Origin of the sequence: Pseudomonas putida W15Oct28 (assembly GCF_000708715.2) — a bacterium.
Lineage (GTDB): Bacteria > Pseudomonadota > Gammaproteobacteria > Pseudomonadales > Pseudomonadaceae > Aquipseudomonas > Aquipseudomonas putida_R.
Genome location: NZ_JENB01000007.1, coordinates 21,306 through 46,355 on the forward strand (window position 1 = coordinate 21,306; position 25,050 = coordinate 46,355).

Annotated in this window: 23 protein-coding genes; 17 read left to right on the forward strand and 6 right to left on the reverse strand. The window is 63.8% G+C overall.

The features are described from left to right. Positions 1-89 precede the first annotated feature (89 nt). The 7 genes from AK81_RS06225 (at position 90) to pdeM (ending at position 11,368) form a co-directional block, all read left to right on the forward strand. Complete coding sequence (locus tag AK81_RS06225) at positions 90-1,430, forward strand: PLP-dependent aminotransferase family protein (RefSeq protein WP_043197564.1); 1,341 nt, start codon at positions 90-92, stop codon at positions 1,428-1,430. Positions 1,431-1,533: 103 nt separating this feature from the next. Next, a complete protein-coding gene (locus AK81_RS06230; protein WP_043197566.1) occupies positions 1,534-3,975 on the forward strand; it encodes a penicillin acylase family protein in 2,442 nt (813 codons plus the stop codon). Between the two features lie 215 nt (positions 3,976-4,190). Further along, positions 4,191-5,207, forward strand: a complete 1,017-nt coding sequence (locus AK81_RS06235) for a ligase-associated DNA damage response exonuclease (RefSeq protein WP_043197567.1) — start codon at positions 4,191-4,193, stop codon at positions 5,205-5,207. After that, entirely contained in the window at positions 5,204-6,862 is a 1,659-nt protein-coding gene (locus tag AK81_RS06240) for an ATP-dependent DNA ligase (RefSeq protein WP_043197569.1), read from the forward strand. Before AK81_RS06235 ends, AK81_RS06240 begins: the two co-directional genes overlap by 4 nt. Before the next feature lie 223 nt (positions 6,863-7,085). Further along, entirely contained in the window at positions 7,086-8,201 is a 1,116-nt protein-coding gene (locus AK81_RS06245; RefSeq protein WP_043197571.1) for a succinylglutamate desuccinylase/aspartoacylase family protein, read from the forward strand. A gap of 66 nt (positions 8,202-8,267) precedes the next feature. Next, positions 8,268-10,721 (forward strand): ligase-associated DNA damage response DEXH box helicase, encoded by a 2,454-nt coding sequence (locus tag AK81_RS06250; RefSeq protein ID WP_043197572.1) that lies wholly within the window; start codon positions 8,268-8,270, stop codon positions 10,719-10,721. Next, the gene (gene pdeM / locus AK81_RS06255) at positions 10,718-11,368 is read left to right on the forward strand and encodes a ligase-associated DNA damage response endonuclease PdeM (RefSeq protein ID WP_043197574.1); all 651 of its coding nucleotides are present in this window, start codon (positions 10,718-10,720) and stop codon (positions 11,366-11,368) included. Before AK81_RS06250 ends, pdeM begins: the two co-directional genes overlap by 4 nt. 6 nt (positions 11,369-11,374) lie before the next feature. Here pdeM and AK81_RS06260 read toward each other — a convergent pair whose 3' ends face one another. Together AK81_RS06260 and dcd are read right to left on the reverse strand one after the other, a co-directional pair. Beyond that, a complete protein-coding gene (locus tag AK81_RS06260; RefSeq protein ID WP_016498226.1) occupies positions 11,375-11,602 on the reverse strand; it encodes a hypothetical protein in 228 nt (75 codons plus the stop codon). A gap of 94 nt (positions 11,603-11,696) precedes the next feature. Continuing rightward, on the reverse strand, positions 11,697-12,263 hold the full coding sequence (gene dcd / locus AK81_RS06265; protein WP_003258001.1) for a dCTP deaminase: 567 nt from the start codon (positions 12,261-12,263) through the stop codon (positions 11,697-11,699). A 329-nt stretch (positions 12,264-12,592) separates the two neighbouring features. Here dcd and AK81_RS06270 point away from each other — a divergent pair, with 329 nt between their 5' ends. Next, positions 12,593-12,802 carry a cold-shock protein gene (locus AK81_RS06270; RefSeq protein WP_043197576.1) on the forward strand — a complete coding sequence of 70 codons (210 nt, stop codon included), beginning with the start codon at positions 12,593-12,595 and terminating at the stop codon, positions 12,800-12,802. Positions 12,803-12,986: 184 nt separating this feature from the next. On the opposite strand, the gene apbC is transcribed toward AK81_RS06270, so the two are convergent. Beyond that, entirely contained in the window at positions 12,987-14,081 is a 1,095-nt protein-coding gene (gene apbC / locus AK81_RS06275) for an iron-sulfur cluster carrier protein ApbC (RefSeq protein WP_043197578.1), read from the reverse strand. Positions 14,082-14,239: 158 nt separating this feature from the next. Here apbC and metG point away from each other — a divergent pair, with 158 nt between their 5' ends. The 7 genes from metG (at position 14,240) to AK81_RS30205 (ending at position 19,927) form a co-directional block, all read left to right on the forward strand. Beyond that, positions 14,240-16,279, forward strand: coding sequence for a methionine--tRNA ligase (metG, locus tag AK81_RS06280; protein ID WP_043197579.1), 2,040 nt, complete (start codon positions 14,240-14,242; stop codon positions 16,277-16,279). 88 nt (positions 16,280-16,367) lie between these two features. After that, entirely contained in the window at positions 16,368-16,916 is a 549-nt protein-coding gene (locus AK81_RS06285; RefSeq protein WP_043197581.1) for an Rnf-Nqr domain containing protein, read from the forward strand. Continuing rightward, on the forward strand, positions 16,913-17,887 hold the full coding sequence (locus AK81_RS06290) for an RnfABCDGE type electron transport complex subunit D (protein WP_043197583.1): 975 nt from the start codon (positions 16,913-16,915) through the stop codon (positions 17,885-17,887). Before AK81_RS06285 ends, AK81_RS06290 begins: the two co-directional genes overlap by 4 nt. Then, positions 17,884-18,486: an RnfABCDGE type electron transport complex subunit G gene (locus AK81_RS06295; protein WP_043197584.1), complete on the forward strand. Its 603-nt coding sequence runs from the start codon at positions 17,884-17,886 to the stop codon at positions 18,484-18,486. The genes AK81_RS06290 and AK81_RS06295 overlap by 4 nt, the downstream gene beginning before the upstream one ends. Beyond that, positions 18,479-19,003 carry a hypothetical protein gene (locus AK81_RS06300; RefSeq protein ID WP_043197585.1) on the forward strand — a complete coding sequence of 175 codons (525 nt, stop codon included), beginning with the start codon at positions 18,479-18,481 and terminating at the stop codon, positions 19,001-19,003. The genes AK81_RS06295 and AK81_RS06300 overlap by 8 nt, the downstream gene beginning before the upstream one ends. 4 nt (positions 19,004-19,007) lie before the next feature. Continuing rightward, positions 19,008-19,646 (forward strand): endonuclease III, encoded by a 639-nt coding sequence (gene nth, locus AK81_RS06305; protein ID WP_043197587.1) that lies wholly within the window; start codon positions 19,008-19,010, stop codon positions 19,644-19,646. 104 nt (positions 19,647-19,750) lie between these two features. Next, positions 19,751-19,927, forward strand: coding sequence for a PA3496 family putative envelope integrity protein (locus AK81_RS30205; RefSeq protein ID WP_043197588.1), 177 nt, complete (start codon positions 19,751-19,753; stop codon positions 19,925-19,927). A 55-nt stretch (positions 19,928-19,982) separates the two neighbouring features. Here the strand turns inward: AK81_RS30205 and AK81_RS06310 are convergent, their stop codons facing one another. After that, complete coding sequence (locus AK81_RS06310) at positions 19,983-20,606, reverse strand: response regulator transcription factor (protein WP_016488774.1); 624 nt, start codon at positions 20,604-20,606, stop codon at positions 19,983-19,985. Positions 20,607-20,976: 370 nt separating this feature from the next. Here AK81_RS06310 and AK81_RS06315 point away from each other — a divergent pair, with 370 nt between their 5' ends. Continuing rightward, positions 20,977-21,459, forward strand: a complete 483-nt coding sequence (locus AK81_RS06315) for a hypothetical protein (protein ID WP_043197591.1) — start codon at positions 20,977-20,979, stop codon at positions 21,457-21,459. A 71-nt stretch (positions 21,460-21,530) separates the two neighbouring features. Here the strand turns inward: AK81_RS06315 and AK81_RS06320 are convergent, their stop codons facing one another. Together AK81_RS06320 and AK81_RS06325 are read right to left on the reverse strand one after the other, a co-directional pair. Continuing rightward, entirely contained in the window at positions 21,531-22,748 is a 1,218-nt protein-coding gene (locus AK81_RS06320) for an argininosuccinate synthase (protein WP_043197593.1), read from the reverse strand. A 160-nt stretch (positions 22,749-22,908) separates the two neighbouring features. Beyond that, entirely contained in the window at positions 22,909-23,868 is a 960-nt protein-coding gene (locus tag AK81_RS06325; protein WP_043197595.1) for a flagellar protein MotY, read from the reverse strand. Positions 23,869-23,998: 130 nt separating this feature from the next. Between AK81_RS06325 and pyrC the strand changes: the two genes are divergently transcribed. Further along, positions 23,999-25,045, forward strand: coding sequence for a dihydroorotase (gene pyrC, locus AK81_RS06330; RefSeq protein WP_043197596.1), 1,047 nt, complete (start codon positions 23,999-24,001; stop codon positions 25,043-25,045). The last annotated feature ends 5 nt before the right edge of the window (positions 25,046-25,050 follow it).

The following is a 25,050-nucleotide window of genomic DNA, read 5'->3' on the forward strand; positions in this document are numbered from 1 at the left end:
GTGGCAGGTACTGGCCATTTGCAAACGAACAGTCGACAAGCATTTCCGTTAACTGTTAGGCTTTTTTTTCTAACGGTTTTGGACCTGCCATGAACCCCTCCAGCCTTCATCACCTGTTGAAACAGCGCCTGGATGCAGGCGAGTGGTCGCCAGGGCAACGCATGCCCTCCATTCGCAAACTCACGGCCGCCGTCGATTTCAGTTACCACGACGTGGTATCGGCCTATGCCCAGCTGGTCAGCGAAGGTGTATTGACCGCCTCGCCCGGCCGCGGCTACTTCGTCGCCAACCGCAGCCGGCAAACGAGCGTGATCCACGAACCCGAGTGCATGGCTGGCGATCCGCTGTTCCGGCTGCTGCAGGGCGGCCAGCACTACACCAAACTGGGCAGTGGCTGGTTGCCCCCAGCCTGGCGCGACACCGAGCTGCTGGCCAAGGCGATTCGGCGCACGGCGCGGCTGGAGCAAAGCTCACTGGCAGAGTACGGCGACATCCAGGGTTACCTGCCCATGCGCAAACAGCTGTGCGTGCACATGAAACGGCTGACCCGTGTCGAAGCCCGCCCCAACCAGTTGCTGACCACGCTGGGCGCCACGCAGGGCCTGGACCTGGTTGCCCGGTTGTTGATCAAGCCAGGCGACCACGTGTTCGTCGACGAACCGGGCAACGGCAACCTGATCAAGCTGATCCAGCTGGCTGGCGGGCACGTCGTCGGCATCCGGCGGACCCAGGACGGGCCGGATGTGGAGGAAATGAGGCGCTACCTGGCCATGCACAAGGTCAGAGCGTTCTTCTGCAACAGCACCTTCCACAACCCGACCGGCAGCAACATCAGCCCGCACAACGCCTTCAGCGTGCTGCGCCTGGCGGTAGAGCACGAGTTCTACGTGGTCGAGGATGATGTGTATGGCGACTTCAGCCCTGCCGTGCGCCAGACCTTCGCCGAGCTGGACAACCTTGACCGGGTCATCTACATCGGCAGTTTTTCCAAATGCCTGTCCGCCTCGTTGCGCGTGGGCTTCATCGCCTGCTCGCAAGACCTGATAGAACCGCTGACCCGCCTGAAGCTGCTGACCTGCGTAGCCGTGCCTGCGTTTTGCGAGCGGTTCGTCAACACCATATTGTCGGACGGCACCTATGCCCGGCACATGAAGGATGTGCAGCAGCGCCTGATCAGGCAGCAAGTCCAGACCCAACGCTTGTTGCTCGAACGCGGCTGGCAGTTCGAGATCGCGCCGCAAGGGGGCATGTTTCTCTGGGTCTACCACCCGGACCTGCCCGACCTGCAACCGCTGGTGCGCAAACTGGAGCAGCACAAGATCCTGCTGATGCCCGGGTCTGCGTTCGCGGTCACCCGTGACTACCGACGCTATGCGCGCATCAATTGCACGCATTTTTCCGACACGCTGGCAGACCATTTCAACGTTTGAGCCCGCGCAGGTAAATAAACCGACACAGGACCTTGCACGGCGCCTGCGCGCTTACTACCTTAGCGCCTTTCGAAACCCGCCTCGCCTTGCAGGAGCCCTTGTCATGGCCGCCCCCGCCTTTCCTCCCTTCCGCCTGCGGTTTGCAACCGCCGCCACGCTGCTCGGCATGCTCGGGCTGGCCGGCTGCCAGACGGGCGGCCACCAGGACAGCGTGCCACCAACCAGCGGTGTGCAGCCGCTCAAAGGCCTGGCGCAGAACGTCTCGGTACGCCGCAACGCCATGGGCGCGCCATTGATCGAAAGCAGCAGCTTCCATGATGCGCTGTTCAGCCTGGGCTACGTGCACGCCGGCGACCGCATCGAACAGATGGTCGCCATGCGCCTGCTCGCGCAGGGCCGCCTGGCCGAACTGGCCGGCAGTGAAGCGCTGGACATCGACCGCCTGATGCGCGCTGCCAACCTCAAGCAGAGCGCGGCCCAGCAATACGCCGAAGCATCGCCACGGCTCAAGCGCTTCTTCGAAGTGTATGCACGCGGGGTCAACGCCTACCTGTTCCGCTACCGCGACAAGCTGCCGGCCGACCTGGCCAACAGCGGCTACCGCCCCGAATACTGGAAGCCCGAAGACTCGGCGCTGATCTTCTGCCTGTACGCGTTCAGCCAGTCTGTGAACCTGCAGGAAGAACTGAGCGCCCTGACCCTGGCGCAGAAAGCCGGCAGCGACAAGCTGGCCTGGCTGCTGCCCGGTGCCCCGGATGAGCCGTTGGCCGACACGGAAGTGGACAAGCTCAAGGGCCTGAACCTGGCCAGCCAGTTGCCGGGCCTGCCAGCGCTGGCGGCCGCCAGCCAGAAACTGGCCGACCTTGACCTGCTCGGCAGCCCGGGCTCGGCCAACCTGGCCCTGGGCCCGCAGCGCAGCCGCAGTGGCAAGAGCCTGCTGGCCAGCGACAGCCGCGCCGCCTGGGCCCTGAGCCCGGTCCAAATCCACACGGGCAAGTACCAGGTTGCCGGCCTGTCGTTGCCCGGCCTGCCGATCGTGCTGGCTGGCTACAACGGCAAGCTGGCCTGGAGCAGCAGCGCAGTGATGGCCGACAACCAGGACCTGTACCTGGAGCAACTGCGTCGCCAGGGCAGCCAGCTGACCTACCTGGCCGATGGCAAATGGCTGCCGGCCCGCGCCCGTAGCGAAACCTTCTTCGTCCGTGGCCAGCGCCCGCTGCGCGAGGTGATGTACGACACCCGCCACGGCACCTTGCTGGCCCAACCCGACAACGCCAGCCTGGGCCTGGCGCTGAACCTGCCGCAGTTCAAGGCCGACCGCAGCCTGGATGCACTGTTTGACCTGACCCGGGCCAAGAATGTGGAGCGCGCCTTCGACAGCACCCGTGAAGTGACCGCCGCCGCCCTCAATTTCGTCTTCGCCGAGCCCGACCATATTGGCTGGCAGGTCAGCGGCCGTTACCCCAACCGCCGCGAAGGCCAGGGCTTGCTGCCCTCGCCGGGCTGGGACGGGCGCTATGACTGGGACGGCTATGCCGACCCGATGCTGCACCCCTACGACCAGGACCCGCCCGCCGGCTGGATCGGCCACGCCAACCAGCGCAGCCTGCCACGTGGCTATGGCATGCAGCTGTCCAGCACCTGGTACTACCCGGAACGCGCCGAGCGCCTGGCCCAGCTGGCCGGCAATGGCCGCCACGACAGCCGCAGCCTGATGGCCCTGCAAAACGACCAGGTGACCCTGCTGGCCGGCAAGCTCAAGCAGATGTTCGATGCCCCTGGCATGGCCCAGCCACTGCAACAGGCGATCGACACCCTGCCCGCCGCACAGCGCGACAAGGCCAAAGACGCGTTGGCCCGGCTCAAGGCTTTCGACGGCCGCCTGAGCCCGGTGTCGGCTGATGCAGCGCTGTACGAGCTGTTCCTCCAGGAAGTTGCACGCCAAACGTTCCTCGACGACCTTGGCCCGGCGTCCGGCCCGGCGTGGCAGGCGTTTGTCAGCAATGCGCGCTTGTCATTCTCGGCGCAGGCCGATCACCTGCTGGGCCGCGACGACAGCCCGTTCTGGGATGACCGCAGCACCCCGCAGAAAGAAGACAAGCCAGCCATCCTCGCCCGCAGCCTGGCTGGCGCAGTGGATGCCGGCACCGCGCAACTGGGTGCCGACCGCCGCGCCTGGCAGTGGGGCAAGCTGCACCAGTACCGCTGGCCGGCACCGGCCTATCATGGCCTGGGCGATGCCACCCGCCGTTCGCCGCTGGCCGCAGGTGGCGATTTCACAACCCTGGCCCTCACGCCGTACGCTTGGGGCAGCGACTTCGACACCCGCCTGCCAGCCTCGGCGCGGCTGATCGTCGACTTCGGCCAAGCCGAACCTTTGCAGGTGCTGACCAGCAGCGGTCAGTCCGGCAACCCGGCCAGCGCGCATCACAGTGACGGGCTGGATGCCTGGTTCAAAGGGCGCTTCATGAGCCTGCCGCTGCAGCCGCAAAACTTTGGCAGGGCGTATGGCAACCAGCGGCTTACGTTGGTGCCCGGCAAATAAACGGCGCCGCCAGTCTTGGGGCTGCTTTGCAGCCCATCGCCGGCAAGCCAGCTCCCACTCTGCCAGCGTCGGCCTCATACCTCTACAAGCTTGCACGATCCCTGTGGGAGCTGGCTTGCCGGCGATGGGGCGCGAAGCGGCCCCAGCCATTTCCAGTCGAACTTCCTTTCTCCACCATGGCTCCTAACTGGTAACTCCAAACCGGCGCCCATGCCATGGACCTTGTCATCGCCCGCCCCGAAGGCCTCTACTGCCCGCCCGGTGATTTCTATATCGACCCTTGGCGGCCCGTGGACCGCGCCGTGATCACCCATGGCCATGGTGACCACGCACGCACCGGCAATGGCCATTACCTGACCGCCAGCCCCGGCGCCGCCATCCTGCGCAGCCGCCTCGGCCAGGGCATCAACTTGCAGACCCTGCCCTACGGCGAGCGCCTGGTACACCATGGCGTGACCCTGAGCCTGCACCCGGCCGGGCATGTGCTGGGCTCGGCGCAGGTGCGCCTGGAGTATCAGGGTGAAGTCTGGGTCGCCTCCGGTGACTACAAGGTTGAGCCCGATGGCACCTGTACACCCTTCGAACCGGTGCCGTGCCACACCTTCATTACCGAATCGACCTTCGGCCTGCCGATTTACCGCTGGCCGAGTCAAAGCGAGGTCTTCGCCGGCATCAATGCCTGGTGGCGGGCCAACAGCGAACAGGGCAAGGCCAGCGTGCTGTTCTGCTATGCCTTCGGCAAGGCCCAGCGGATTCTGCACGGGCTGGACCCCAGCATCGGCCCGATCCTCGTGCATGGCGCCGTCGAGCCGCTGAACCGGGTGTACCGGGACGCCGGCATACACCTGCCGGACACCCGCTATGCCGGCGATATCCCGCGCAACGACCCTTTGCTACGCCAGGCGCTGGTCCTGGCACCACCCTCGGCCGGTGGCAGCAGCTGGATGCGCCGCTTCGGCGAGTACAGCGACGCCTTCGCCAGTGGCTGGATGCTGCTGCGCGGCACCCGCCGGCGGCGCGGTGTGGACCGAGGCTTCGTGCTCTCGGACCATGCCGACTGGCCCGGCCTGCTGTGGGCAATCGGCCAGACCGGCGCCGAACGGGTGATGGTCACCCACGGCTCGGTCAACGTGCTGGTGCGCTACCTCAATGAACAAGGCCTGGATGCCCGCGGCTTCGTCACCGAATACGGCGACGAGGACGACGTTGCCCCTACCGAACCCACACCATGAAAGCCTTCGCCACGTTGTACCTGCGCCTGGATGCGACCACTTCCAGCAACGCCAAGCTTGAGGCTCTGCGCGACTATTTCGCCACGGCCCCCGCCGAGGATGCGGCCTGGGCCGTGTACTTTCTGGCCGGCGGGCGCCCGCGCCAGCTGGTGCCCACGCGCGTGTTGCGCGAACAGGCAACGGCACAGGCCGGGTTGCCGGACTGGCTGTTCGAAGAAAGCTACCAGGCAGTGGGTGATCTGGCCGAAACCATTTCGCTGTTGGTGCCCGTACACGCCGATGGCAGCGATGAAGGCCTTGCCACCTGGGTAGAACAGCATTTGCTGCCGCTGCGCGGGCTGCCGCCTGAGCAAATTCAGCAGCGCCTGCAGCCGCTCTGGGCGCAGCTGGACCGCCCCAGCCTGATGCTATGCCTGAAGCTGATCACAGGCAGTTTTCGCGTGGGCGTGTCCAAGCTACTGGTCACCCGCGCCCTGGCGCAACTGGCCGGGCTGGACGCCAAACGCGTAGCCCAGCGGATGGTCGGCTACACCGATATCAGCCACCGCCCCACGGCGGCCAGCTACCAGATGCTGATCGCCGCCGAGTCGGCCGATGAACACCGCCAGCGCGGCGGCCAGCCCTACCCGTTCTTCCTGGCGCACCCACTGCAAGCGCCAACCGAACAGTTCGACACACTGCTCGGGCCGCCAAGCGCCTGGCAGATCGAGTGGAAATGGGACGGTATTCGCGCCCAGGTGGTCAAGCGCGAAGGCCAACTGTGGGTCTGGTCGCGTGGCGAAGAGCTGGTTACCGACCGCTTCCCCGAGCTGCACAGCCTGGCGCAGACGTTGCCCGATGGCGTCGTGCTGGATGGTGAAATACTGGTATGGAAGCCAGGTGATACCCCTGCGGAGCTGGCCGTACAGCCATTTGCCTTGTTACAGCAGCGCATCGGGCGCAAGACGCTGGGCAAAAAGCTGCTGAGCGATGCACCCGTGGTACTGCAAGCCTACGACCTGCTGGAGTGGCAAGGCGAGGACTGGCGTAACCGGCCGCAGCACGAGCGCCGCCGACAACTGGAACGGTTGGTGGAAGACCACCCGCTGGCCCCGGTGCTGCTGTCGCCCCTGCTTGATGGCCCGGACTGGGCCGACCTCGCCCGCCAGCGCGAGCAATCACGCAGCCTGGGTGTCGAGGGCCTGATGCTCAAGCAGCGTGAAGCCCTGTACGGCGTTGGGCGCACCAAGGACATGGGCACCTGGTGGAAGTGGAAGATCGACCCGTTCAGCGTCGATGCCGTGCTGATCTACGCCCAGCGCGGCCACGGCCGGCGGGCCAGCCTGTACAGCGACTACACCTTTGCCGTATGGGACGCACCGGCCGGCACCCCGGGGCGCGCACTGGTGCCCTTTGCCAAGGCCTACTCCGGCCTCAGTGACGAAGAAATGCGCAAGGTCGACGCCATCATCCGCAAGACCACGGTGGAAACCTTCGGCCCGGTGCGCAGCGTGACGCCGACGCTGGTGTTCGAACTGGGCTTCGAGGGCATCGCATTATCGAAACGCCACAAGAGCGGCATCGCCGTGCGCTTCCCGCGCATGCTGCGCTGGCGGCTGGACAAACCGGTGGAAGAGGCGGATGACCTGGCAACCCTGCAGGCATTGCTGGCCTGAGACAGTTTCGGCCCCCGGATGGCCTTTTCGCGGGCGCGCCCGCTCCCACAGGTACCTCGCAAGATCCGGGTCTGGCTCAGTACCTGTGGGAGCGGGCATGCCCGCGAAGAGGCCAACGCGGTGATCGAAGCGCAAGCGATGGAGGCGCAAGGCCAAAAACTATGCTTCTATCTTTGAGCCGACCCGTGTCGCAGACCGTATTCGCCAAGCATTCAGGACCACCATGCACCATTCAACACACGACCTGCTCTCACCCGTTCCGGGCATTACCCGCCAACTGCACAGTTTTCACTTCGGCCCCCGCGGTGGTGGCAAAGTGTATATCCAGGCCTCACTGCACGCCGACGAGCTGCCAGGCATGCTGGTGGCCTGGCACCTCAAGCGCCGCTTGATAGAACTTGAACAGCAGGGCCGCCTGCAGCGTGAAATCATCCTGGTGCCGGTGGCCAACCCGGTCGGCCTGGAGCAAGTGCTGCTGGATGCGCCACTGGGGCGCTTTGAACTGCAAAGCGGCGAGAACTTCAACCGCAACTTCGTTGACCTGTCGGACAGCATCGGCGACCAGATCGAAGAACACCTGACCCAGGACCCAGCCCACAACATCGCACTTATCCGCGAATACCTGCGCCGTGGGCTGGACGCGCACCCGGCGCGCACGCCCCTGCAGGCCCAACGCCTGATTCTGCAGCGGCTGGCCTGCGACGCCGACCTGGTGCTGGACCTGCACTGCGATTTCGAGGCCGTCGAGCACCTGTACACCACACCAGACGCCTGGCCGCAGATCGAGCCGCTGGCCCGCTACCTGGGCGCCCAGGCCAGCCTGCTGGCCACCGACTCGGGCGGGCAGTCGTTCGACGAATGCTTCAGCCTGGTCTGGTGGCAGTTGCAACAACGCTTCGGCAAGCGCTTCCCGATCCCGCTGGGCTGCTGCTCGGTGACCGTCGAGTTGCGCGGCCAGGCCGATGTCAGCCATGACCTGGCCAGCAAGGATTGCCAGGCGATAATCGACTTCCTGACCCACGCGGGTGTAATCGAGGGCGCCAGCCCCTCCCTGCCGGCCTTGCTACACCCCGCCACGCCGCTGGCCGCTGTGGAACCTGTGTCGACACCACTGGGCGGTTTGCTGGTGTATCACGCCAAACCAGGACAACACCTGGAAGCCGGCCAGTTGATCGCAGAAATCATCGACCCGCTCAACGACCGGGTGACCGCGGTGCGTAACAGCCAGCCGGGCCTGTTGTACGCCCGCAGCGTGCGGCGCATGGCAACGGCTGGCATGGTCATCGCCCACGTGGCCGGCGAGCAGGTGTGCCGCAGCGGCTATCTGCTGGGCAACTGATTCGGTAAAACCATTGCCCCTGGTCGGTGGTCTGTAGAAGCACACCCTTCGACGGACCACTGCCTCATGCCCGCCGCCACCGACCTTGCCAATGCCTGGTTCGCCAAACGAGGGTGGAAGCCGTTCGCTTTCCAGCGACGCGTCTGGGCAGCCGTCGAGCGCGGCGAGTCTGGCCTGTTACACGCCAGTACCGGCGCCGGCAAGACCTATGCCGTGTGGCTCGCCGCGCTTCGCGCTTTCAAGGCCCAGCCCCAGGGCAGCCAACCTGTGCCATTGCAGGTGGTATGGGTCACGCCCATGCGGGCCTTGGCCGCCGACACTGCTCGCGCCCTGCAGGCGCCGCTGGATGAGCTTGAACTGCCCTGGCGCGTGGGGGTGCGCAGCGGCGACACCGGCAGCGCCGAACGCGCCCGGCAAGCCCGGCGTTTGCCCAGCGTGCTGGTCACCACCCCCGAAAGCCTGACATTGCTGCTGACCCGGGCACAGGCCCGCGAAGATTTCGCAACGCTGCGCCTGGTGGTGGTGGATGAATGGCACGAACTGCTGGGCAACAAGCGCGGGGTACAACTGCAACTGGCCCTGGCCCACCTGCGCCAGTGGCACCCCGAGCTGCCCACCTGGGGCCTCTCTGCCACGCTCGGCAACCTGCAACACGCGCTGGAGGTACTGCTGCCGCAAGGCGGCCTGCTGGTACAGGGCCGCCAGGACAAGGCGCTGCAGGTCGATACCCTGCTGCCGGCGGCGATCGAACGCTTCCCCTGGGCCGGGCACATGGGCCTGAAGATGCTCGACCAGGTCAGCCAGGAGATCGACGTCAGTACCAGCTGCCTGGTGTTCACCAACACCCGTGCCCAGGCCGAACTCTGGTACCAGGCACTGCTTGAAGCCCGCCCCGACTGGGCCGGGCTGATTGCCTTGCACCATGCCTCGCTGGCCCGGGAAACCCGTGACTGGGTCGAACGCAGCCTCAAGCAAGGTAGCCTGAAGGCAGTGGTCTGTACGTCCAGCCTGGACCTGGGCGTGGACTTCCTGCCGGTGGAGCGGGTGCTGCAAATCGGCTCGGCCAAGGGCATTGCCCGCCTGATGCAACGGGCCGGTCGCTCCGGCCATGCACCGGGGCGGCACTCGCGGATAACCCTGGTGCCCACTCACAGCCTGGAACTGGTGGAAGCCGCGGCGGCGCGCCAGGCACTGGCAGCCGGGCACATCGAAGCGCGGTTCTCGCCGCGGCTGTGCATGGACGTGCTTGTGCAGCACCTGGTCAGCATGGCCCTGGGCAGTGGCTTTTGCGCCGAAAAGCTGCTGACCGAAGTGCGCAGCACCTGGGCGTTCGCCGGGTTGCGCGACAGCCAGTGGCAATGGGCCCTGGACTTCGTCTGCCACGGCGGCGGCTCACTCAGCGCCTACCCGGACTACCAGCGCGTCGAACGCCAGGCCGATGGCAGGTACCGGGTGACCAGCGAACGCCTGGCGCGGCGCCATCGCATGAGCATCGGCACCATTGTCAGCGATGCCAACCTGCAACTGAAGTACTGGGCCAAGGGCGGCGGGGGCAAGACGTTGGGCAGTGTCGAAGAAGCGTTCATCTCCCGCCTGCGGCCCGGCGATACGCTGGTGTTTGCCGGGCGAGTGCTGGAGCTGGTGCGCGTGGAAAACATGACGGCCTATGTGCGTCGCAGCACTGCGCGCAAGGCGGCGGTGGCGCGCTGGAATGGCGGGCGCATGCCGCTCTCGAGCGAACTGGCCGACGCGCTGGTCGAACAACTCGATGCCGCCGCCCATGACCGCTTCGACGGCCCGGAGATGCGTGCGGTGCGCCCGCTGTTGGCGCTACAGGCTCAATGGTCGGCGTTGCCCACCACAGGCACGCTGCTGGCCGAGACTTTCAAATCCCGCCAGGGCTGGCACTTGTTCCTGTACCCGTTCGCCGGGCGCATGGCCAACCTGGGCCTGGCCAACCTGATTGCCTGGCGGGTCAGCCGCGAGCAGCCACTGTCGGTGTCCATTGCCGTCAACGATTACGGGTTCGAGCTGCTCAGCCCCGGCAACGTGGACTGGGCGGCGCACTTGCCGCAGGCGCTTGCAACCGAGCACCTGCTGGAGGATGTGCTGGCCAGCCTGAATGCGGGAGAAATGGCGTTGCGGCGCTTTCGTGAGATAGCCCAGATTGCCGGGCTGGTGTTTGGCGGGTATCCGGCGGCGCAGAAAAGCACCCGGCAGATCCAGGCATCCAGCGGGCTGTTCTACGAGGTTTTTCGCAAGCATGACGCCGGGAATCTACTGCTTGGCCAAGCCCGGGATGAGGTGCTGAGCGAGGAACTGGAAATCGAACGGCTGCATCGGCAATTGCTGAAAATGGGCCACCTGAAGCTGGACCTGCGTATGTTGAAGCGGCCAGGGCCTTTGGCGTTTGCCTTGTTGGTGGAAGGCATGCGCGAGACGCTGAGCACCGAAAAACTGGCGGACCGGATTGCGCGGATGGTCGCAGAGCTTGAACGCGCGGCAGGCGTGCCAGGATGACCCATCAGCCCATCGAGCACTGCGGCCAGACGCTCTGGCTGCTCGCCGACAAGGCTATCTATTGGCCCGCTCGCCGCGCCCTGCTGGTGGCAGATGTGCATATCGGCAAAGCGGCCAGCTATCGCGCCCTGCATCAACCGGTACCACGCGGAACCACTGAGGCCACACTCGCCCGGCTTGAGACCTTGCTGGCCTCTTATGACTGTGAGCTACTGATCATCCTGGGTGACTTTCTTCATGCCCGAACGGCCCGTGCACCGGCAACGCTGGCCAAAGTGCAGCGCTGGCGGGACAGGCATGAAAATCTGCACATAGTGCTGATTCGCGGAAATCATGACCGCAACGCTGGCGATCCACCCTCCTCGCTGTGCATTGAAGTGCAGGACGAACCCTGGATACTGGAGCCGTTCGCGCTGCAGCACGAACCCCAGCCCCACCCGACGCACCCGGTGCTGGCAGGCCATGTACACCCGGTTTTCGTCCTGCGCGGCAAGGCCCGTCAGCGCCTGCGCCTGCCATGCTTCCTGGTCGACAAGGGCGTCAGCCTGCTACCGGCATTTGGAGAGTTCACCGGCGGCTGGACAATCGCGCCAGGCGGCACCGGCCGGGTATACCTGGCCGGTGCAGGGCGCGTCTGGCCGCTGTAACGGCGCTCAGGCTACAGGTGCTGGAGGCGGCTCGTCCGGCAACGTCGGCTCACCCGGCTCCATGGGTTGTGTTTCCCCCGGTTCCGGTGGCTGTGGCGTATCGGGATCAGGCTGGTGGGGCACGCCCCCCGCCTGCATCGGCAGCGGGTGCGCCAGCAGTGACCAGGGCAACAACCCGATGTGGTTGGGCTGCAGGCCTGCCAGCTTGGCACTGATTGCGGGATGGAGTTTCATTGGCGGCTCCTGACGAAGGCCGATGCACATCATGCGCACCGGCATTACTACGTTGGAGTGCCAAAGGCACGGGGAATTCCCCGCGCTTGTCGGCTCAGGTACGTGGCAGGGTAACGCCGCGTTGGCCCTGGTATTTGCCGCCACGGTCCTTGTAGGACACTTCGCACTCTTCGTCAGACTGCAGGAACAGCATCTGCGCCACGCCTTCGTTGGCGTAGATCTTCGCCGGCAGCGTGGTGGTGTTGGAGAACTCCAGCGTCACATGGCCTTCCCACTCGGGCTCGAGCGGGGTGACGTTGACGATGATGCCGCAACGGGCGTAGGTGCTCTTGCCCAGGCAGATGGTCAGCACGTCACGCGGAATGCGGAAGTACTCGACGGTGCGGGCCAGGGCGAAGGAGTTCGGCGGGATGATGCACACGTCGCTCTTGATATCGACGAAGCTGCCGGCATCGAAGTTCTTGGGGTCGACGGTGGCCGAGTTGATATTGGTGAAAACCTTGAATTCGTCGGCGCAGCGCACGTCGTAGCCGTAGCTGGAGACACCGAAGGAAATGACCCGGCTGTCCTGCTCGCCGCGCACCTGGCGCTCGACGAACGGTTCGATCATGCCGTGTTCCTGCGCCATGCGGCGAATCCACTTGTCCGATTTGATGCTCATGGCGGGGATGTCCTGAAGAGTTGCGTGGTAAAAATCGTGATCCGCATCTTACCGGTCCCGGCGCCCAGGTTAAAGTTCTATGCCGCATCCCGCGCCGGGCGGCGGCTGCAGCCGCCGTCGATCCGAATTTACCTAAAGCACCTTCAGACCATTGGCAGGTTGCGGAAAGTGGGTTAAGGTGACGCCACTGTGCTGCACGTGACACCGAGAATCTCTAGTTTGATGCACGATCCTGATCGCACCATCGCTGAATTTTCTGCTCTCTTTGCACTCAGTCCCGGCCAGGGTTTTTCCTGACCGTTATCTACTTTGTCCAAGGAGACAGAAAAATGTCCAACCGTCAATCCGGTACCGTTAAGTGGTTCAACGATGAGAAAGGCTACGGCTTCATCACCCCTCAGTCGGGCGACGATCTGTTCGTGCACTTCAAAGCCATCCAAGCTGACGGCTTCAAAACCCTGAAAGAAGGCCAAGCTGTTACTTTCGTCGCTACCCGCGGCCAGAAAGGCATGCAGGCTGAAGAAGTTCAACTCGCCTAAGGCGTTTTGACTTCCTAGCTTTCAAAAAAACCCGCCTTCTGGCGGGTTTTTTTATGCCTGACCGAAAGTCGGTGCTGGCCTCTTCGCGGGCCTGCCCGCTCCCACAAGGCCTGCACAGGCCTCAAGTGCTGTGCAGTCCCTGTGGGCGCGGGCAAGCCCGCGAAGCAGGCGACTCGGTCTCGGATCAGTCTTCGCTGATGGTAATGCTCGGCATCGCCGGTGCCGCTGCTTCCTGCAGTACGATCCGCGCACCCACCTGGCGGGCCAGTTCCTGGTAGACCATGGCAATCTGGCTTTCCGGCTCGGCAATCGCCGTGGGCTTGCCGCTGTCGGCCTGCTCGCGGATCAGCATCGACAACGGCAGCGACGCCAGCAGGTCGACGCCATACTGGCTCGCCAGCTTCTCGCCACCGCCTTCACCGAACAGGTGCTCGGCATGGCCGCAGTTCGAACAGATATGCACGGCCATGTTCTCGACCACGCCAAGCACCGGGATGTTGACCTTGCGGAACATCTCCACGCCTTTCTTGGCATCCAGCAACGCCAGGTCCTGCGGGGTGGTGACGATCACAGACCCGGCCACCGGCACTTTCTGCGCCAGCGTCAGCTGGATATCACCGGTGCCCGGCGGCATGTCGATCACCAGGTAATCCAGGTCGTCCCATGCGGTCTGGGTCACCAGTTGCAGCAGCGCACCGGAGACCATCGGGCCACGCCAGACCATCGGCGTATTGTCGTCGGTGAGGAACGCCATGGACATGACTTCCACACCATGGGCCTTGATCGGCACAAACCACTTCTGCTCACGAATCTGAGGGCGGGTGCCTTCAGCGATACCAAACATCACACCCTGGCTTGGGCCGTAGATGTCGGCATCGAGAATACCCACCCGCGCGCCTTCGCGGGCCAGGGCCAAGGCCAGGTTGGCCGCGGTGGTCGACTTGCCCACCCCACCCTTGCCCGAGGCCACGGCGATGATGTTCTTGACGTTGGCCATGGCCGGCACCTGGGCCTGGGCCTTGTGCGCGGCCACCTGGCAATCGATCGACACCTGGGCGCTGCTGACGCCTTCGAGGTTGCCGATGGCGGTCTGCAGCACCTGGGCCCAGCCGTTCTTGAACAGCCCGGCGGCATAGCCCAACTGCAGCTGCACGCTGACCTGACCGCCCTGGATATCGATGGTGCGCACGCAACCGGCGCTGACCGGGTCCTGGTTCAGGTAGGGGTCGGTGTACTGGCGAAGCACGCCTTCGACGGCGGCACGGGTGACGGCACTCATGGAGACTCCCATTGGCAAACTTAATGTAAAACAGGCGCCTATCCTAACCCGTCAATCGTCAGCAGATACGCTTGCAGGGTGAAATATCTTCGCCAGCCCTTTATAGTGGCCGATCACCCTCATTTTTACCCCGTAGCCAGATAAGTAGCCGAGCCACCATGTCCGAGCCACGTCAGATTCTCGTCACCAGCGCCCTGCCATATGCCAATGGATCGATCCATCTAGGCCATATGCTCGAGTACATCCAGACAGACATGTGGGTTCGCTTCCAGAAAATGCGCGGCAACCAGTGCATCTACGTCTGCGCCGACGACGCCCACGGCTCGGCCATCATGCTGCGTGCCGAAAAGGAAGGCATCACGCCGGAACAGCTGATCGCCAACGTCCAGGCCGAGCACAGCGGCGACTTCGCCGACTTCCTGGTGGAGTTCGACAACTTCCACTCCACCCACAGCGAAGAAAACCGCGAACTGTCGAGCATGATCTACACGCGCCTGCGTGAAGCCGGGCACATCGCCACCCGTTCGGTGACCCAGTACTTCGACCCGGAAAAGGGCATGTTCCTGGCCGACCGCTTCATCAAGGGCACCTGCCCCAAGTGCGCGGCCGAAGACCAGTACGGCGACAACTGTGAAAAATGCGGCGCCACCTACGCGCCCACCGAGCTGAAGAACCCAAAGTCGGCGATTTCCGGTGCCACCCCGGTACTGCGTGATTCGCAGCACTTCTTCTTCAAGCTGCCAGACTTCCAGGCCATGCTGCAGCAGTGGACCCGCAGCGGCACCCTGCAGGACGCGGTGGCCAACAAGCTGGCCGAATGGCTGGATTCCGGCCTGCAGGAGTGGGATATCTCCCGAGACGCTCCATACTTCGGCTTCGAGATCCCGGGCGAACCGGGCAAGTACTTCTACGTGTGGCTGGACGCGCCAATCGGCTACATGGCCAGCTTCAAGAACCTGTGCGCACGCCGCCCGGAGCTGGACTTCGACGCCTTCTGGAAGCAAGACTCCAAGGCCGAGCTGTACCACTTCATCGGCAAGGACATCGTCAACTTCCACGCCCTGTTCTGGCCCGCCATGCTCGAAGGCGCCGGCTTCCGTAAGCCGACCGCGGTCAACGTGCACGGCTACCTGACCGTCAACGGCGCCAAGATGTCCAAGTCGCGCGGCACCTTCATCAAGGCCCGCACCTACCTTGACCACCTGCAGCCGGAATACCTGCGTTACTACTACGCGGCCAAGCTGGGCCGTGGCGTCGACGACCTGGACCTGAACCTGGAAGACTTCGTGCAGAAGGTCAACTCCGACCTGGTGGGCAAGGTGGTCAACATCGCCAGCCGCTGCGCCGGGTTCATCCACAAAGGCAATGAAGGCGTGATGGTGGCAGGCGATGCCGCCCCAGAGCTGACCGAGGCCTTCCTGGCCGCTGCCCCGTCGATTGCCGAAGCCTACGAAGGCCGCGACTTCGGCCGTGCCATGCGCGAGATCATGGGGCTGGCCGACCGCGCCAACGCCTGGATCGCCGACAAGGCACCGTGGTCGCTGGCCAAGCAGGAAGGCAAGCAGGATGAAGTGCAGGCCATCTGCGCCCAGGGCATCAACCTGTTCCGTCAGTTGGTGATCTTCCTCAAGCCCGTGCTGCCCGTGCTGGCTGCCGACGCCGAGGCGTTCCTCAACGTTGCCCCGCTGGCCTGGCACGACCACCAGTCGCGCCTGGAAAACCACCAGTTGAACCCGTTCAAGGCACTGATGAGCCGCATCGAGCCGGCCAAGGTCGAAGCCATGGTCGCAGCCAGCAAGGAAGACCTGCTGGCCGCCGAAGCCAAGGCCCCGGCCGGCAACGGCGAGCTGACCAAGGACCCGCTGTCGGCAGAAATCGAGTTCGACACCTTTGCTGCCGTTGACCTGCGCGTGGCACTGATCGTCAAGGCCGAAGCCGTAGCGGGTGCAGACAAACTACTGCAACTGACCCTGGATATCGGTGACGAGCGCCGCAACGTGTTCTCCGGCATCAAGTCGGCTTACCCCGACCCGTCCAAGCTGGAAGGCCGCCTGACCATGATGGTTGCCAACCTCAAGCCACGGAAGATGCGCTTTGGCGTGTCCGAGGGCATGGTCATGGCCGCCGGCCCTGGCGGTGAAGAAATCTACCTGCTGAGCCCGGACAGCGGCGCCAAGCCAGGCCAGCGCATCAAGTAACGCCCCTGCCCCGGCCCTCGTGCCGGGGCAGTTCCTTCTGCGCCTTGCTTGCCGGACAATCACCCTGATTCCCGGCTATCGTCATCTCATGAGCGACTACATCCTGGTCCTGATCAGCGCCGCGCTGGTCAATCACCTGTGCCTGCTACAACCGTCAGCCCCCAGGTTGCACCTGCATGTGCACGGACTGGCCTGCGCGCTGTGCATTGCGCTGGGCGTGGTCGGTGCCCAGATGGTGATGCGAGGGGTGCTTACCCCGTTGCACAGCCACGACCTTGCCCTGTTCGTGCTATTGCCCTGGCTGGCATTGCTTGCCTGGGGTGTGCCGTGGCTGCTGGCCAAATGGCGCCCCGCCTGGCCCGTAACGGGCTTGCCAGCCCTGCTCTTGAGCAATGCCGCAGCGCTGGGGCTGGCGCTTCAGCAGGCCAGCGACGACAGCACCTGGCCAGCCACGCTGCTGCAAGCCTTGCTGGCCGGTGTAGGCTTCTGGCTGGCGCTGGTCTTGTTCGCCGACCTGCGCCAGCGCAGTGCCCATGCCGATATCCCCGGCGTGCTGCGCGGCCTGCCCATCGAACTGATCGGTGCCGGGGTAATGGCCATGGCGTTTTCCGGTTTCAATGGATTGTTTGCACAATGAATACCAGCCCCGACCCGCGGCTACGTACCAGCATGGGCCTGGTCTTGCTGGCCTGCATACCTGGCCTGCTGACACTGCTGTGGCTGCACGGCTGGGGGTTGCTGGTGAACCTGTTGCTCTGCGCCAGTGCCGCCTTGCTGGGCGAAACCCTGCTGCTGGTGATGCGCGGGCAACCGCCGAAGCCGGCGCTGAGCGATGGCAGCGCACTGGTCACCGCCGTCTTGCTGGCATGTGCCCTGCCCACCCTGGCCCCCTGGTGGTTGCCTGTGGTCGCCACCAGCGTTGCCATCGGCATCGGCAAGCAGGCCTTTGGCGGTGTCGGACGCAACCTGTTCAACCCGGCGATGGTCGGCTATGCCTTCGTATTGCTGAGCTTTCCGTTGCAGATGAACCATTGGCCAGGGCCTGCACCTGGCCTGCTGGACAGCCTGCAGCAGGTGTTTGCGGGTGGCGAACACATCGATGCCTGGGCCCGGCCTACGCTGCTGGACGGCCTGCGCCACAACCGCAGCCTCACCATTGACGAGCTGTTCGCCAGTCACCCGGGGTTCGGCAGTATTGGCGGCAGGGGCAGCGAATGGGCCAACCTGGCGTTCCTGCTTGGCGGCCTGTTCCTGCTGCAGCGCAAGGTGATCAGCTGGCATGCGCCTGCGGGCTTGCTGGCAGGGCTATTCGTTTTCAGCCTGTTGGGCTGGAACGGTTCGGGGTCGGATTCCAACGGTTCACCCTTGCTGCACCTGTTCTCCGGGTCGACCATGCTGGCGGCGTTCTTCATTGCCACCGAGCCCGTCTCCGGCCCCAAAAATGAGTGGGCCAGGCTGTGCTTCGGCCTGGGAGCCGGGCTGCTGATCTACCTGATTCGCACCTGGGGCAGCTACCCGGATGGCACGGCATTCGCCATCCTGCTGATGAACCTCGTGGCACCGAGCCTTGAGCGCCTGGCCCAGCAGCGTCAGCAGGCCACCCGATGAACCGCCTGGCGCGTGATGCAGGCCTGCTGTTGCTGACCGGGGCACTGGCTGTGTCTGCCACGCTGACATGGCGACAATGGACCAGTACTGCCATTGCCAGCGCCGAGAAGCAACTGCAAAGCCGACAGCGACTGGCGGTGCTGCCTGAAGACAGTTACGACAACCAGCCACTGGACACCCCCTTGCCAAGGCCCGCCGCCCAGCGGCCAAACAGTCGTATCCTGGCGGCTTACCGGGCCACGCAGGCAGGTGAGCCAACCGCAATCATCCTGATCACCCAGGCCCAAGGCTATGCCGGGCCGATCGTGCTGAGCATTGCCATCGCTACAGACGGCCGGCTGATCGGCAGCCAAGTGGTCGAGCAACAGGAAAGCCCGGGGTTGGGCGCACGCCTGGGAGACCCGCAGGTGCACTGGTTGGGGCAGTTTGCCAACCGTCGGCTGGGCGACCACTGGGCGCTGAAGCGGGACCAGGGCGACTTTGACCAACTGGCCGGCGCAACCGTGACCTCACGGGCGGTGATCACAGCATTGCAGGAGGCCCTGAGCTACTTCGATGAGCAGCGCGGCATGCTGCTGGAGGGGACCCCGCATGAATAGCGTCTACTGGCTGGCAGCAAGCCTCGTGCCCGTACTGGGCGCCACCGGGACGCTGCGCGAGGGCGCCGCCATCGGCGTGTGCGCGATCGTGATGAGCAGCCTGCACCAGGTGTTGCTGGCACCCTTGCGCCAGCGGCTGGCCAGCTGGGCATACGTGCTGGCAAGCCTGCTGCTGTTGGCCGCCCTGGCAAGCTGCCTGCAGCTGGCCCTGCGTGCGTGGCTGCTGCCACTGGCCATTGCCCTGGGCCACTATCCCGCACTGCTGTGCCTGCCATGCCTGGCTTACGACCACCTGCTTCCCCGCCAGGGCCGCTGGCGCCTGCTCGCCAGGCACCTTGGCGCTGTGCTTGCCGTCTGCCTGCTGCTCGGCGCCAGTCGCCAAGGGTTGGCCGAGCTGACCGGCCTGCACCTGGCCAGCCTGGCCCCCGGCGCGCTGCTACTGCTCGGACTGCTGCTGGCCTTGTACAATCGTCTGCGTCCGGGCCCCGCCCACCCACGTCGTCAAGGAAAGCTCTGATTTCATGAATGCCGCCAAACGCCTGGAGATCTTTCGCAGGCTGCACGAAGACAACCCCGACCCCAAGACAGAACTGGCCTACACCACCCCGTTCGAACTGCTGGTCGCCGTGACGTTGTCTGCGCAATCCACCGACGTCGGCGTCAACAAGGCCACCGCCCGCCTGTTCCCCGTCGCCAACACCCCCGAGGCCATCCATGCCCTGGGCGTTGCAGGCCTGAGCGAATACATCAAGACCATCGGGCTTTACAACAGCAAGGCCAAGAACGTCATCGAAGCCTGCCGGCTGCTCATAGAGCAGCACGGCAGCCAGGTACCGCAAACCCGCGAAGCGCTGGAGGCACTGCCCGGCGTGGGCCGCAAGACTGCCAACGTGGTGCTTAACACTGCATTCCGCCAACCGACCATGGCGGTGGATACCCATATCTTCCGGGTCAGCAACCGCACGGGCATTGCGCCAGGCAAGACGGTGCTGGAGGTGGAGAAGAAGCTGGTCAAGTTCGTGCCCAAGGATTACCTGCTCGACGCCCATCACTGGTTGATCCTGCACGGGCGCTATGTGTGCCAGGCACGCAAGCCAAGGTGTGGCAGTTGCCGCATCGAAGACTTGTGCGAATACAAGCACAAGACCAGCGACGATTGAGCCGATAGCTCAAAACCACTGGCGGCGATTGAAAAAATCTTTTTTACCAGCGTCTGCTTTCTGGTTATAAGGACGGCCAATGGCCCCTTGGCTTGGAGCGACTCATGAGCACCGATAAAGACGACCTGTCGATCGAAGATGATTTTGTTGCCACAGAAGATGAAGCGGAACCACAGGTGGAAACCGCAAAGACCAACCTGAGCAAACGCCGCACCATCGACAACATGCTGGAAGAACGGCGCCTGCAAAAGCAGCTGGCCGATTTCGACTACGACCTGTAGCGCTGCTCTGGAGCCCTGGCAAAGCCTCCTGACGGGAGGCTTTGCGGCCTGGCAGTCAGTTCAGACCTTGCCGCTGCGCCAGTTCGATCAGGTCAACCAGCGACCGCGCATTGAGCTTGAGCAATAGCCGGGACTTGTAGGTACTGACCGTCTTGTTGCTGAGGAACATGCTGTCGGCAATTTCCTTGTTCGAGCGCCCCCGCGCCAGCTGCTGCAACACGGTCATCTCGCGCGCCGAAAGACGGTTGACCATATCCGTCTCGCTACCCCCTCCCCTACCGCGCGACGCATGCAAGGCCTGGTTGGGGAAGTAGCTGTATCCTGACAACACGGCCTTGATGGCGCTCAGCAGCTCGGTCAGTTCCTGCTGCTTGCACACGTAACCCGATGCCCCCGCCTGCATGCAGCGCATCGAGAAGTTGCCGGGGGCCTGCGACGTCAGCACCAGCACTTTGCTGCCTGGGCTGAACGTCGCCATGCGCGCGATCACCTCCAGGCCATCAAGCCTGGGGATGCCAATATCGAGCACCACGATATCCGGCAGGTGTTGCCGTGTGAGTTGCAGTGCAGCCACCCCGTTGTCGGTTTCCGCCACCACGTCATACCCATGCCGCTCCATCAGCATGCGCACGGCCAGGCGTATGACCGGATGATCATCCACGATAAGCACTTTATTCATGCGATATCCATTGATTCATTATTTTTGCTTTGGCACGCCACGATAACCGACAGGGCGCCCGATGGCGCGGCGAATTGCCAGCGAAACTCATGAGCAGATGAAACTTACAGTACTTACAGAAATTTCCTACAAATAACTGCTGCAGTTGTAACAACTAACTTCTTTATTACCAAACTGACGGTATCACCCGACTGCAAGTTCACACCAGTTGAAAACTGACACCCACTTGAGGAAAGATCCAATTCAAACAACGTGAAAAATCAAGGTGGCCAGGCTATCTGCCGATTATTCCTCGCCAGGAAATCAGTCCAGTCTTTAGTTGAGCCCAACGCTCAGGTATAGATGGGCAAAACCGCTGGAGACGGCCCAAATGACTCAAGCACAACCTATCGCCCCGCTGACGATCATTGCCATCTTCGCGGGGATTATCGAAGCCTCCGCCCTTGCGACACTTCCGTTTCTCAGCGAATCCAGCCAAAAACTCTACACCTGGTTTCTGGTGGGCTTCCCGTTCTTTCTCACCGCACTGTTCTTCCTCACGCTTAATTTCAACTACAAGTCGTTCTACGGCCCATCACCTGGCAGAACGGCGGATGACAACACGCCGATACCGAACAACGTGACCACTCCTGCCATGACCAACGATGCCCGCGAAACGGCCAAAGGTGAGCCAGTCACATTCATGTTTTCCGGCCCCGACGCCAACCGCATGCTGGAACAGCAACTCCTGTCAGCACTTGCCCACCCCCCCAAGCCAGCGCGCACCTGGCGCTTTTGCAATCTGGACAGGCGTCAATGTGCGCAGCTGTCGATCAGCGCACTTGAGGACAACGTAGTGAACGACGAGCGCTGAACACCCGGACTTTTCTGCGCCCATAAAAAAACCCCGGCCTGAGCCGGGGTTTCTACGACACGTGCCAGCAATCAGAGCAGCGAACGGCCCTTGTTGGCAGCAATGCGCATGCGCAGTGCGTTCAGCTTGATGAAGCCGGCCGCGTCTGCCTGGTTGTAGGCGCCGCCATCTTCCTCGAAGGTGGCGATGTTGGCATCGAACAGCGAGTCGTCCGACTGGCGGCCGACCACGGTCACGTTGCCCTTGTACAGCTTCAGGCGGACCACACCATTCACGTTGACCTGCGAGGCGTCGATCATCTGTTGCAGCATCAGACGCTCCGGGCTCCACCAGTAGCCGGTGTAGATCAGGCTGGCGTACTTCGGCATCAGCTCATCCTTCAGGTGAGCGACTTCGCGGTCCAGGGTGATCGACTCGATGGCACGGTGGGCCTTGAGCATGATGGTGCCGCCTGGGGTTTCGTAGCAGCCACGCGACTTCATGCCGACGTAACGGTTCTCGACGATGTCCAGGCGGCCGATGCCGTTGGCACCGCCGATACGGTTCAGGTCGGCCAGGACGGTGGCCGGAGTCTTGTCGACGCCGTCGATGGCAACGATGTCACCGTTACGGTAGGTCAGCTCGATGTAGGTCGCCTGGTCCGGGGCGTTCTCAGGCGAGACGCTCCATTTCCACATGTCTTCTTCGTGCTCGGTCCAGGTATCTTCCAGGACACCGCCTTCGTAGGAAATGTGCAGCAGGTTGGCGTCCATCGAGTACGGCGACTTCTTCTTGCCGTGGCGCTCGATCGGGATGCCGTGCTGCTCGGCGTAGTCCATCAGTTTTTCGCGGGACAGCAGGTCCCACTCACGCCACGGGGCGATGACTTTGACGCCTGGTTTCAGGGCGTAGGCACCCAGCTCGAAACGCACCTGGTCGTTGCCTTTGCCGGTGGCGCCATGGGAAATGGCGTCAGCGCCGGTTTCGTTGGCGATTTCGATCAGGCGCTTGGCGATCAGCGGGCGGGCGATGGAAGTACCCAGCAGGTACTCGCCTTCGTAGACGGTGTTGGCGCGGAACATCGGGAACACGAAATCACGCACGAATTCTTCGCGCAGGTCGTCGATGTAGATCTCTTTAACACCCATTGCCTGGGCCTTGGCACGGGCCGGCTCGACCTCTTCGCCCTGACCCAGGTCAGCGGTGAAGGTCACCACTTCGCAGTTGTAGGTATCCTGCAGCCACTTGAGAATCACCGAAGTATCAAGGCCGCCGGAATACGCCAGTACGACCTTTTTTACGTCCGCCATGCCATCACTCCACGGGGTTGTACGGAAAGGCATCGATTCTAACGGCCTTGCGGATAAATTTACAGTGGGGCGACAGCTTCTGACGACAAAGCGACAGGAACTGTCGGAAGGGCGACGGGTACATGCCTCAACATTTTTAGCACCCAGGGCCACACGGATCTCAGGGCGCCTTCGCCCCCGGCGCGGCAGCAGCCGGGCTGGCGGGGGCTGGGGCCGGAGCGGCAGGCGCCGCTGGCTCAACCGGTTTTTCCACCGGTTTCACAACCACCGTAATCTGGTCCAGCTCGATATTCACCCGCCGATTACGCGCCCGGTTGGCAGCACTGTTGTTCTTCACTAGCGGATACTGCTCACCATGGAAGCGCACGATGATCTGGTCTTCCGCCACGCCATGGGCCTTGAAGTAGTCAGCCACCGCCAGCGCGCGACGACGCGACAGGTCACGATTGGTCAGGCGGTTGCCACTGTTGTCGGAGTGGCCGTCGAGCTCGATGTGGTTCACCGTCGGGTCGGCCTTCATGTAATCGAGGATCACATCCAGCCGTGCACGCGCCGACGCGTCCAGATCGGTGCCGCCCCCCGGGAAGCCCACCTGGGTCTGTCGCACCTGATCGTAATTCATCGGCAGCAGCTTGCTGGCACAGGCCTGGTAGTCGCCGTAGGCCTTGGCGAAGCTGACCGGCAGCACGCGCACTTCCATCGGCCTGCCGGCCTCACCGGTGTAGTTGCGTACCACGGTGCTGCGCCCGTCGAGCAAGCCGTTGATCAGGCGGCTGGCCTGGCCTTGGGAGGAACTGAACAGCACACCGGTGCGGGCCATGCGCACGCTGCCCAGGTTGATATCACCCCGCCCAGGCTGCCACGGCGCCGCTGCCGCCAGCAGGCTGGCTGTACCTGCACCCAGTACGTTGCTGTCCGAACGCAGCTGGAACACCGGCTGCTCACCTGCCCGGCGCACGAACTCGCCGCTGCCAAAACCTTCTATTGGCTGGATCAGACGACACTCGAACTGGTCACCCTCGACCTTCCAGGCAATGTTCTCCATGCGCGTCTGGAAAGTCAGTGCGCCGGCCGGCAGGCTGGCGAACAGGGTCAACAGGGTTAGGTAACGCTGGCGCACGGGCGGCTCCACAAATTCTGACGGCTTACCTGCAGGCTATCGGACGCCTGCCGGAAAACTTGATAGCCGTGCTCGCCCCAGGGTTTTCCGGTAGCATTGGGGCTTGAGTTCGACCCGCCTGGAATCCCCAATGTCCGATCGCCTGACCCTCCTGCGCCCCGACGACTGGCACATCCATCTGCGCGATGGTGCCGTCCTGCCCCACACCGTGGGCGACGTGGCGCGCACCTTTGCCCGTGCCATCATCATGCCCAACCTGGTTCCTCCGGTGCGTAATGCCGACGAGGCCAGCGCCTACCGTGAGCGTATCCTGGCCGCCCGCCCTGCCGGCAGCCGCTTCGAGCCGCTGATGGTGCTGTACCTCACCGACCGCACCAGCCCCGAAGACATTCGCGCGGCCAAGGCCAGCGGTATCGTGTACGCCGCCAAACTGTACCCGGCTGGCGCCACCACCAACTCCGATTCAGGCGTGACCAGCATCGACAACATCTTCCCGGCCATCGAGGCGCTGGCGGACGTCGGCCTGCCACTGCTGGTGCACGGCGAAGTGACCCGTAGCGAGATCGACGTGTTCGACCGCGAGAAGCGCTTCATCGACGAGCACATGCGTCGCCTGGTCGAGCGGTTCCCGACGTTGAAAGTGGTGTTCGAGCACATCACCACCAGCGATGCCGCGCAGTTCGTCACCGAGGCTTCGGCCAACGTCGGCGCGACCATCACCGCGCAGCACCTGCTGTACAACCGCAACCACATGCTGGTTGGCGGCATTCGCCCGCACTTCTACTGCCTGCCGATCCTCAAGCGCAACACCCACCAGGTGGCGCTGCTGGACGCGGCCACCAGCGGTAACCCGAAGTTCTTCCTGGGCACCGACTCGGCGCCGCACGCCCGTCACGCCAAGGAAAACGCCTGCGGGTGCGCCGGTTGCTACACCGCCTATGCGGCCATCGAGATGTACGCCGAGGCGTTCGAGCAGCGTAACGCACTGGACAAGCTGGAAGGCTTTGCCAGCCTGCACGGTCCGGCCTTCTACGGCCTGCCGGCGAACACCGACACCATTACCCTGGTGCGTGAAGAATGGACCGCCCCTGACAGCCTGCCGTTTGGCGAGCAGACCGTAATTCCGCTGCGCGCCGGTGAAAAACTGCGCTGGCGCCTGCTGGAGGAAAACGCGTGAGCGAA

What these genes read in the sequence shown, in the direction of transcription:
- AK81_RS06295 (WP_043197584.1), top strand. Translation starts at nt 17,884, where the DNA reads ATGAACCGCCTGGCGCGTGATGCAGGCCTGCTGTTGCTGACCGGGGCA.
- AK81_RS06315 (WP_043197591.1), top strand. Translation starts at nt 20,977, where the DNA reads ATGACTCAAGCACAACCTATCGCCCCGCTGACGATCATTGCCATCTTC.
- AK81_RS06250 (WP_043197572.1), top strand. Translation starts at nt 8,268, where the DNA reads ATGCCCGCCGCCACCGACCTTGCCAATGCCTGGTTCGCCAAACGAGGG.
- pdeM (WP_043197574.1), top strand. Translation starts at nt 10,718, where the DNA reads ATGACCCATCAGCCCATCGAGCACTGCGGCCAGACGCTCTGGCTGCTC.
- AK81_RS06230 (WP_043197566.1), top strand. Translation starts at nt 1,534, where the DNA reads ATGGCCGCCCCCGCCTTTCCTCCCTTCCGCCTGCGGTTTGCAACCGCC.
- AK81_RS06260 (WP_016498226.1), bottom strand. Translation starts at nt 11,602, where the DNA reads ATGAAACTCCATCCCGCAATCAGTGCCAAGCTGGCAGGCCTGCAGCCC.
- AK81_RS06270 (WP_043197576.1), top strand. Translation starts at nt 12,593, where the DNA reads ATGTCCAACCGTCAATCCGGTACCGTTAAGTGGTTCAACGATGAGAAA.
- apbC (WP_043197578.1), bottom strand. Translation starts at nt 14,081, where the DNA reads ATGAGTGCCGTCACCCGTGCCGCCGTCGAAGGCGTGCTTCGCCAGTAC.
- AK81_RS06290 (WP_043197583.1), top strand. Translation starts at nt 16,913, where the DNA reads ATGAATACCAGCCCCGACCCGCGGCTACGTACCAGCATGGGCCTGGTC.
- AK81_RS06320 (WP_043197593.1), bottom strand. Translation starts at nt 22,748, where the DNA reads ATGGCGGACGTAAAAAAGGTCGTACTGGCGTATTCCGGCGGCCTTGAT.
- metG (WP_043197579.1), top strand. Translation starts at nt 14,240, where the DNA reads ATGTCCGAGCCACGTCAGATTCTCGTCACCAGCGCCCTGCCATATGCC.
- dcd (WP_003258001.1), bottom strand. Translation starts at nt 12,263, where the DNA reads ATGAGCATCAAATCGGACAAGTGGATTCGCCGCATGGCGCAGGAACAC.
- AK81_RS06300 (WP_043197585.1), top strand. Translation starts at nt 18,479, where the DNA reads ATGAATAGCGTCTACTGGCTGGCAGCAAGCCTCGTGCCCGTACTGGGC.
- pyrC (WP_043197596.1), top strand. Translation starts at nt 23,999, where the DNA reads ATGTCCGATCGCCTGACCCTCCTGCGCCCCGACGACTGGCACATCCAT.
- AK81_RS30205 (WP_043197588.1), top strand. Translation starts at nt 19,751, where the DNA reads ATGAGCACCGATAAAGACGACCTGTCGATCGAAGATGATTTTGTTGCC.
- AK81_RS06240 (WP_043197569.1), top strand. Translation starts at nt 5,204, where the DNA reads ATGAAAGCCTTCGCCACGTTGTACCTGCGCCTGGATGCGACCACTTCC.
- AK81_RS06225 (WP_043197564.1), top strand. Translation starts at nt 90, where the DNA reads ATGAACCCCTCCAGCCTTCATCACCTGTTGAAACAGCGCCTGGATGCA.
- nth (WP_043197587.1), top strand. Translation starts at nt 19,008, where the DNA reads ATGAATGCCGCCAAACGCCTGGAGATCTTTCGCAGGCTGCACGAAGAC.
- AK81_RS06235 (WP_043197567.1), top strand. Translation starts at nt 4,191, where the DNA reads ATGGACCTTGTCATCGCCCGCCCCGAAGGCCTCTACTGCCCGCCCGGT.
- AK81_RS06245 (WP_043197571.1), top strand. Translation starts at nt 7,086, where the DNA reads ATGCACCATTCAACACACGACCTGCTCTCACCCGTTCCGGGCATTACC.
- AK81_RS06310 (WP_016488774.1), bottom strand. Translation starts at nt 20,606, where the DNA reads ATGAATAAAGTGCTTATCGTGGATGATCATCCGGTCATACGCCTGGCC.
- AK81_RS06285 (WP_043197581.1), top strand. Translation starts at nt 16,368, where the DNA reads ATGAGCGACTACATCCTGGTCCTGATCAGCGCCGCGCTGGTCAATCAC.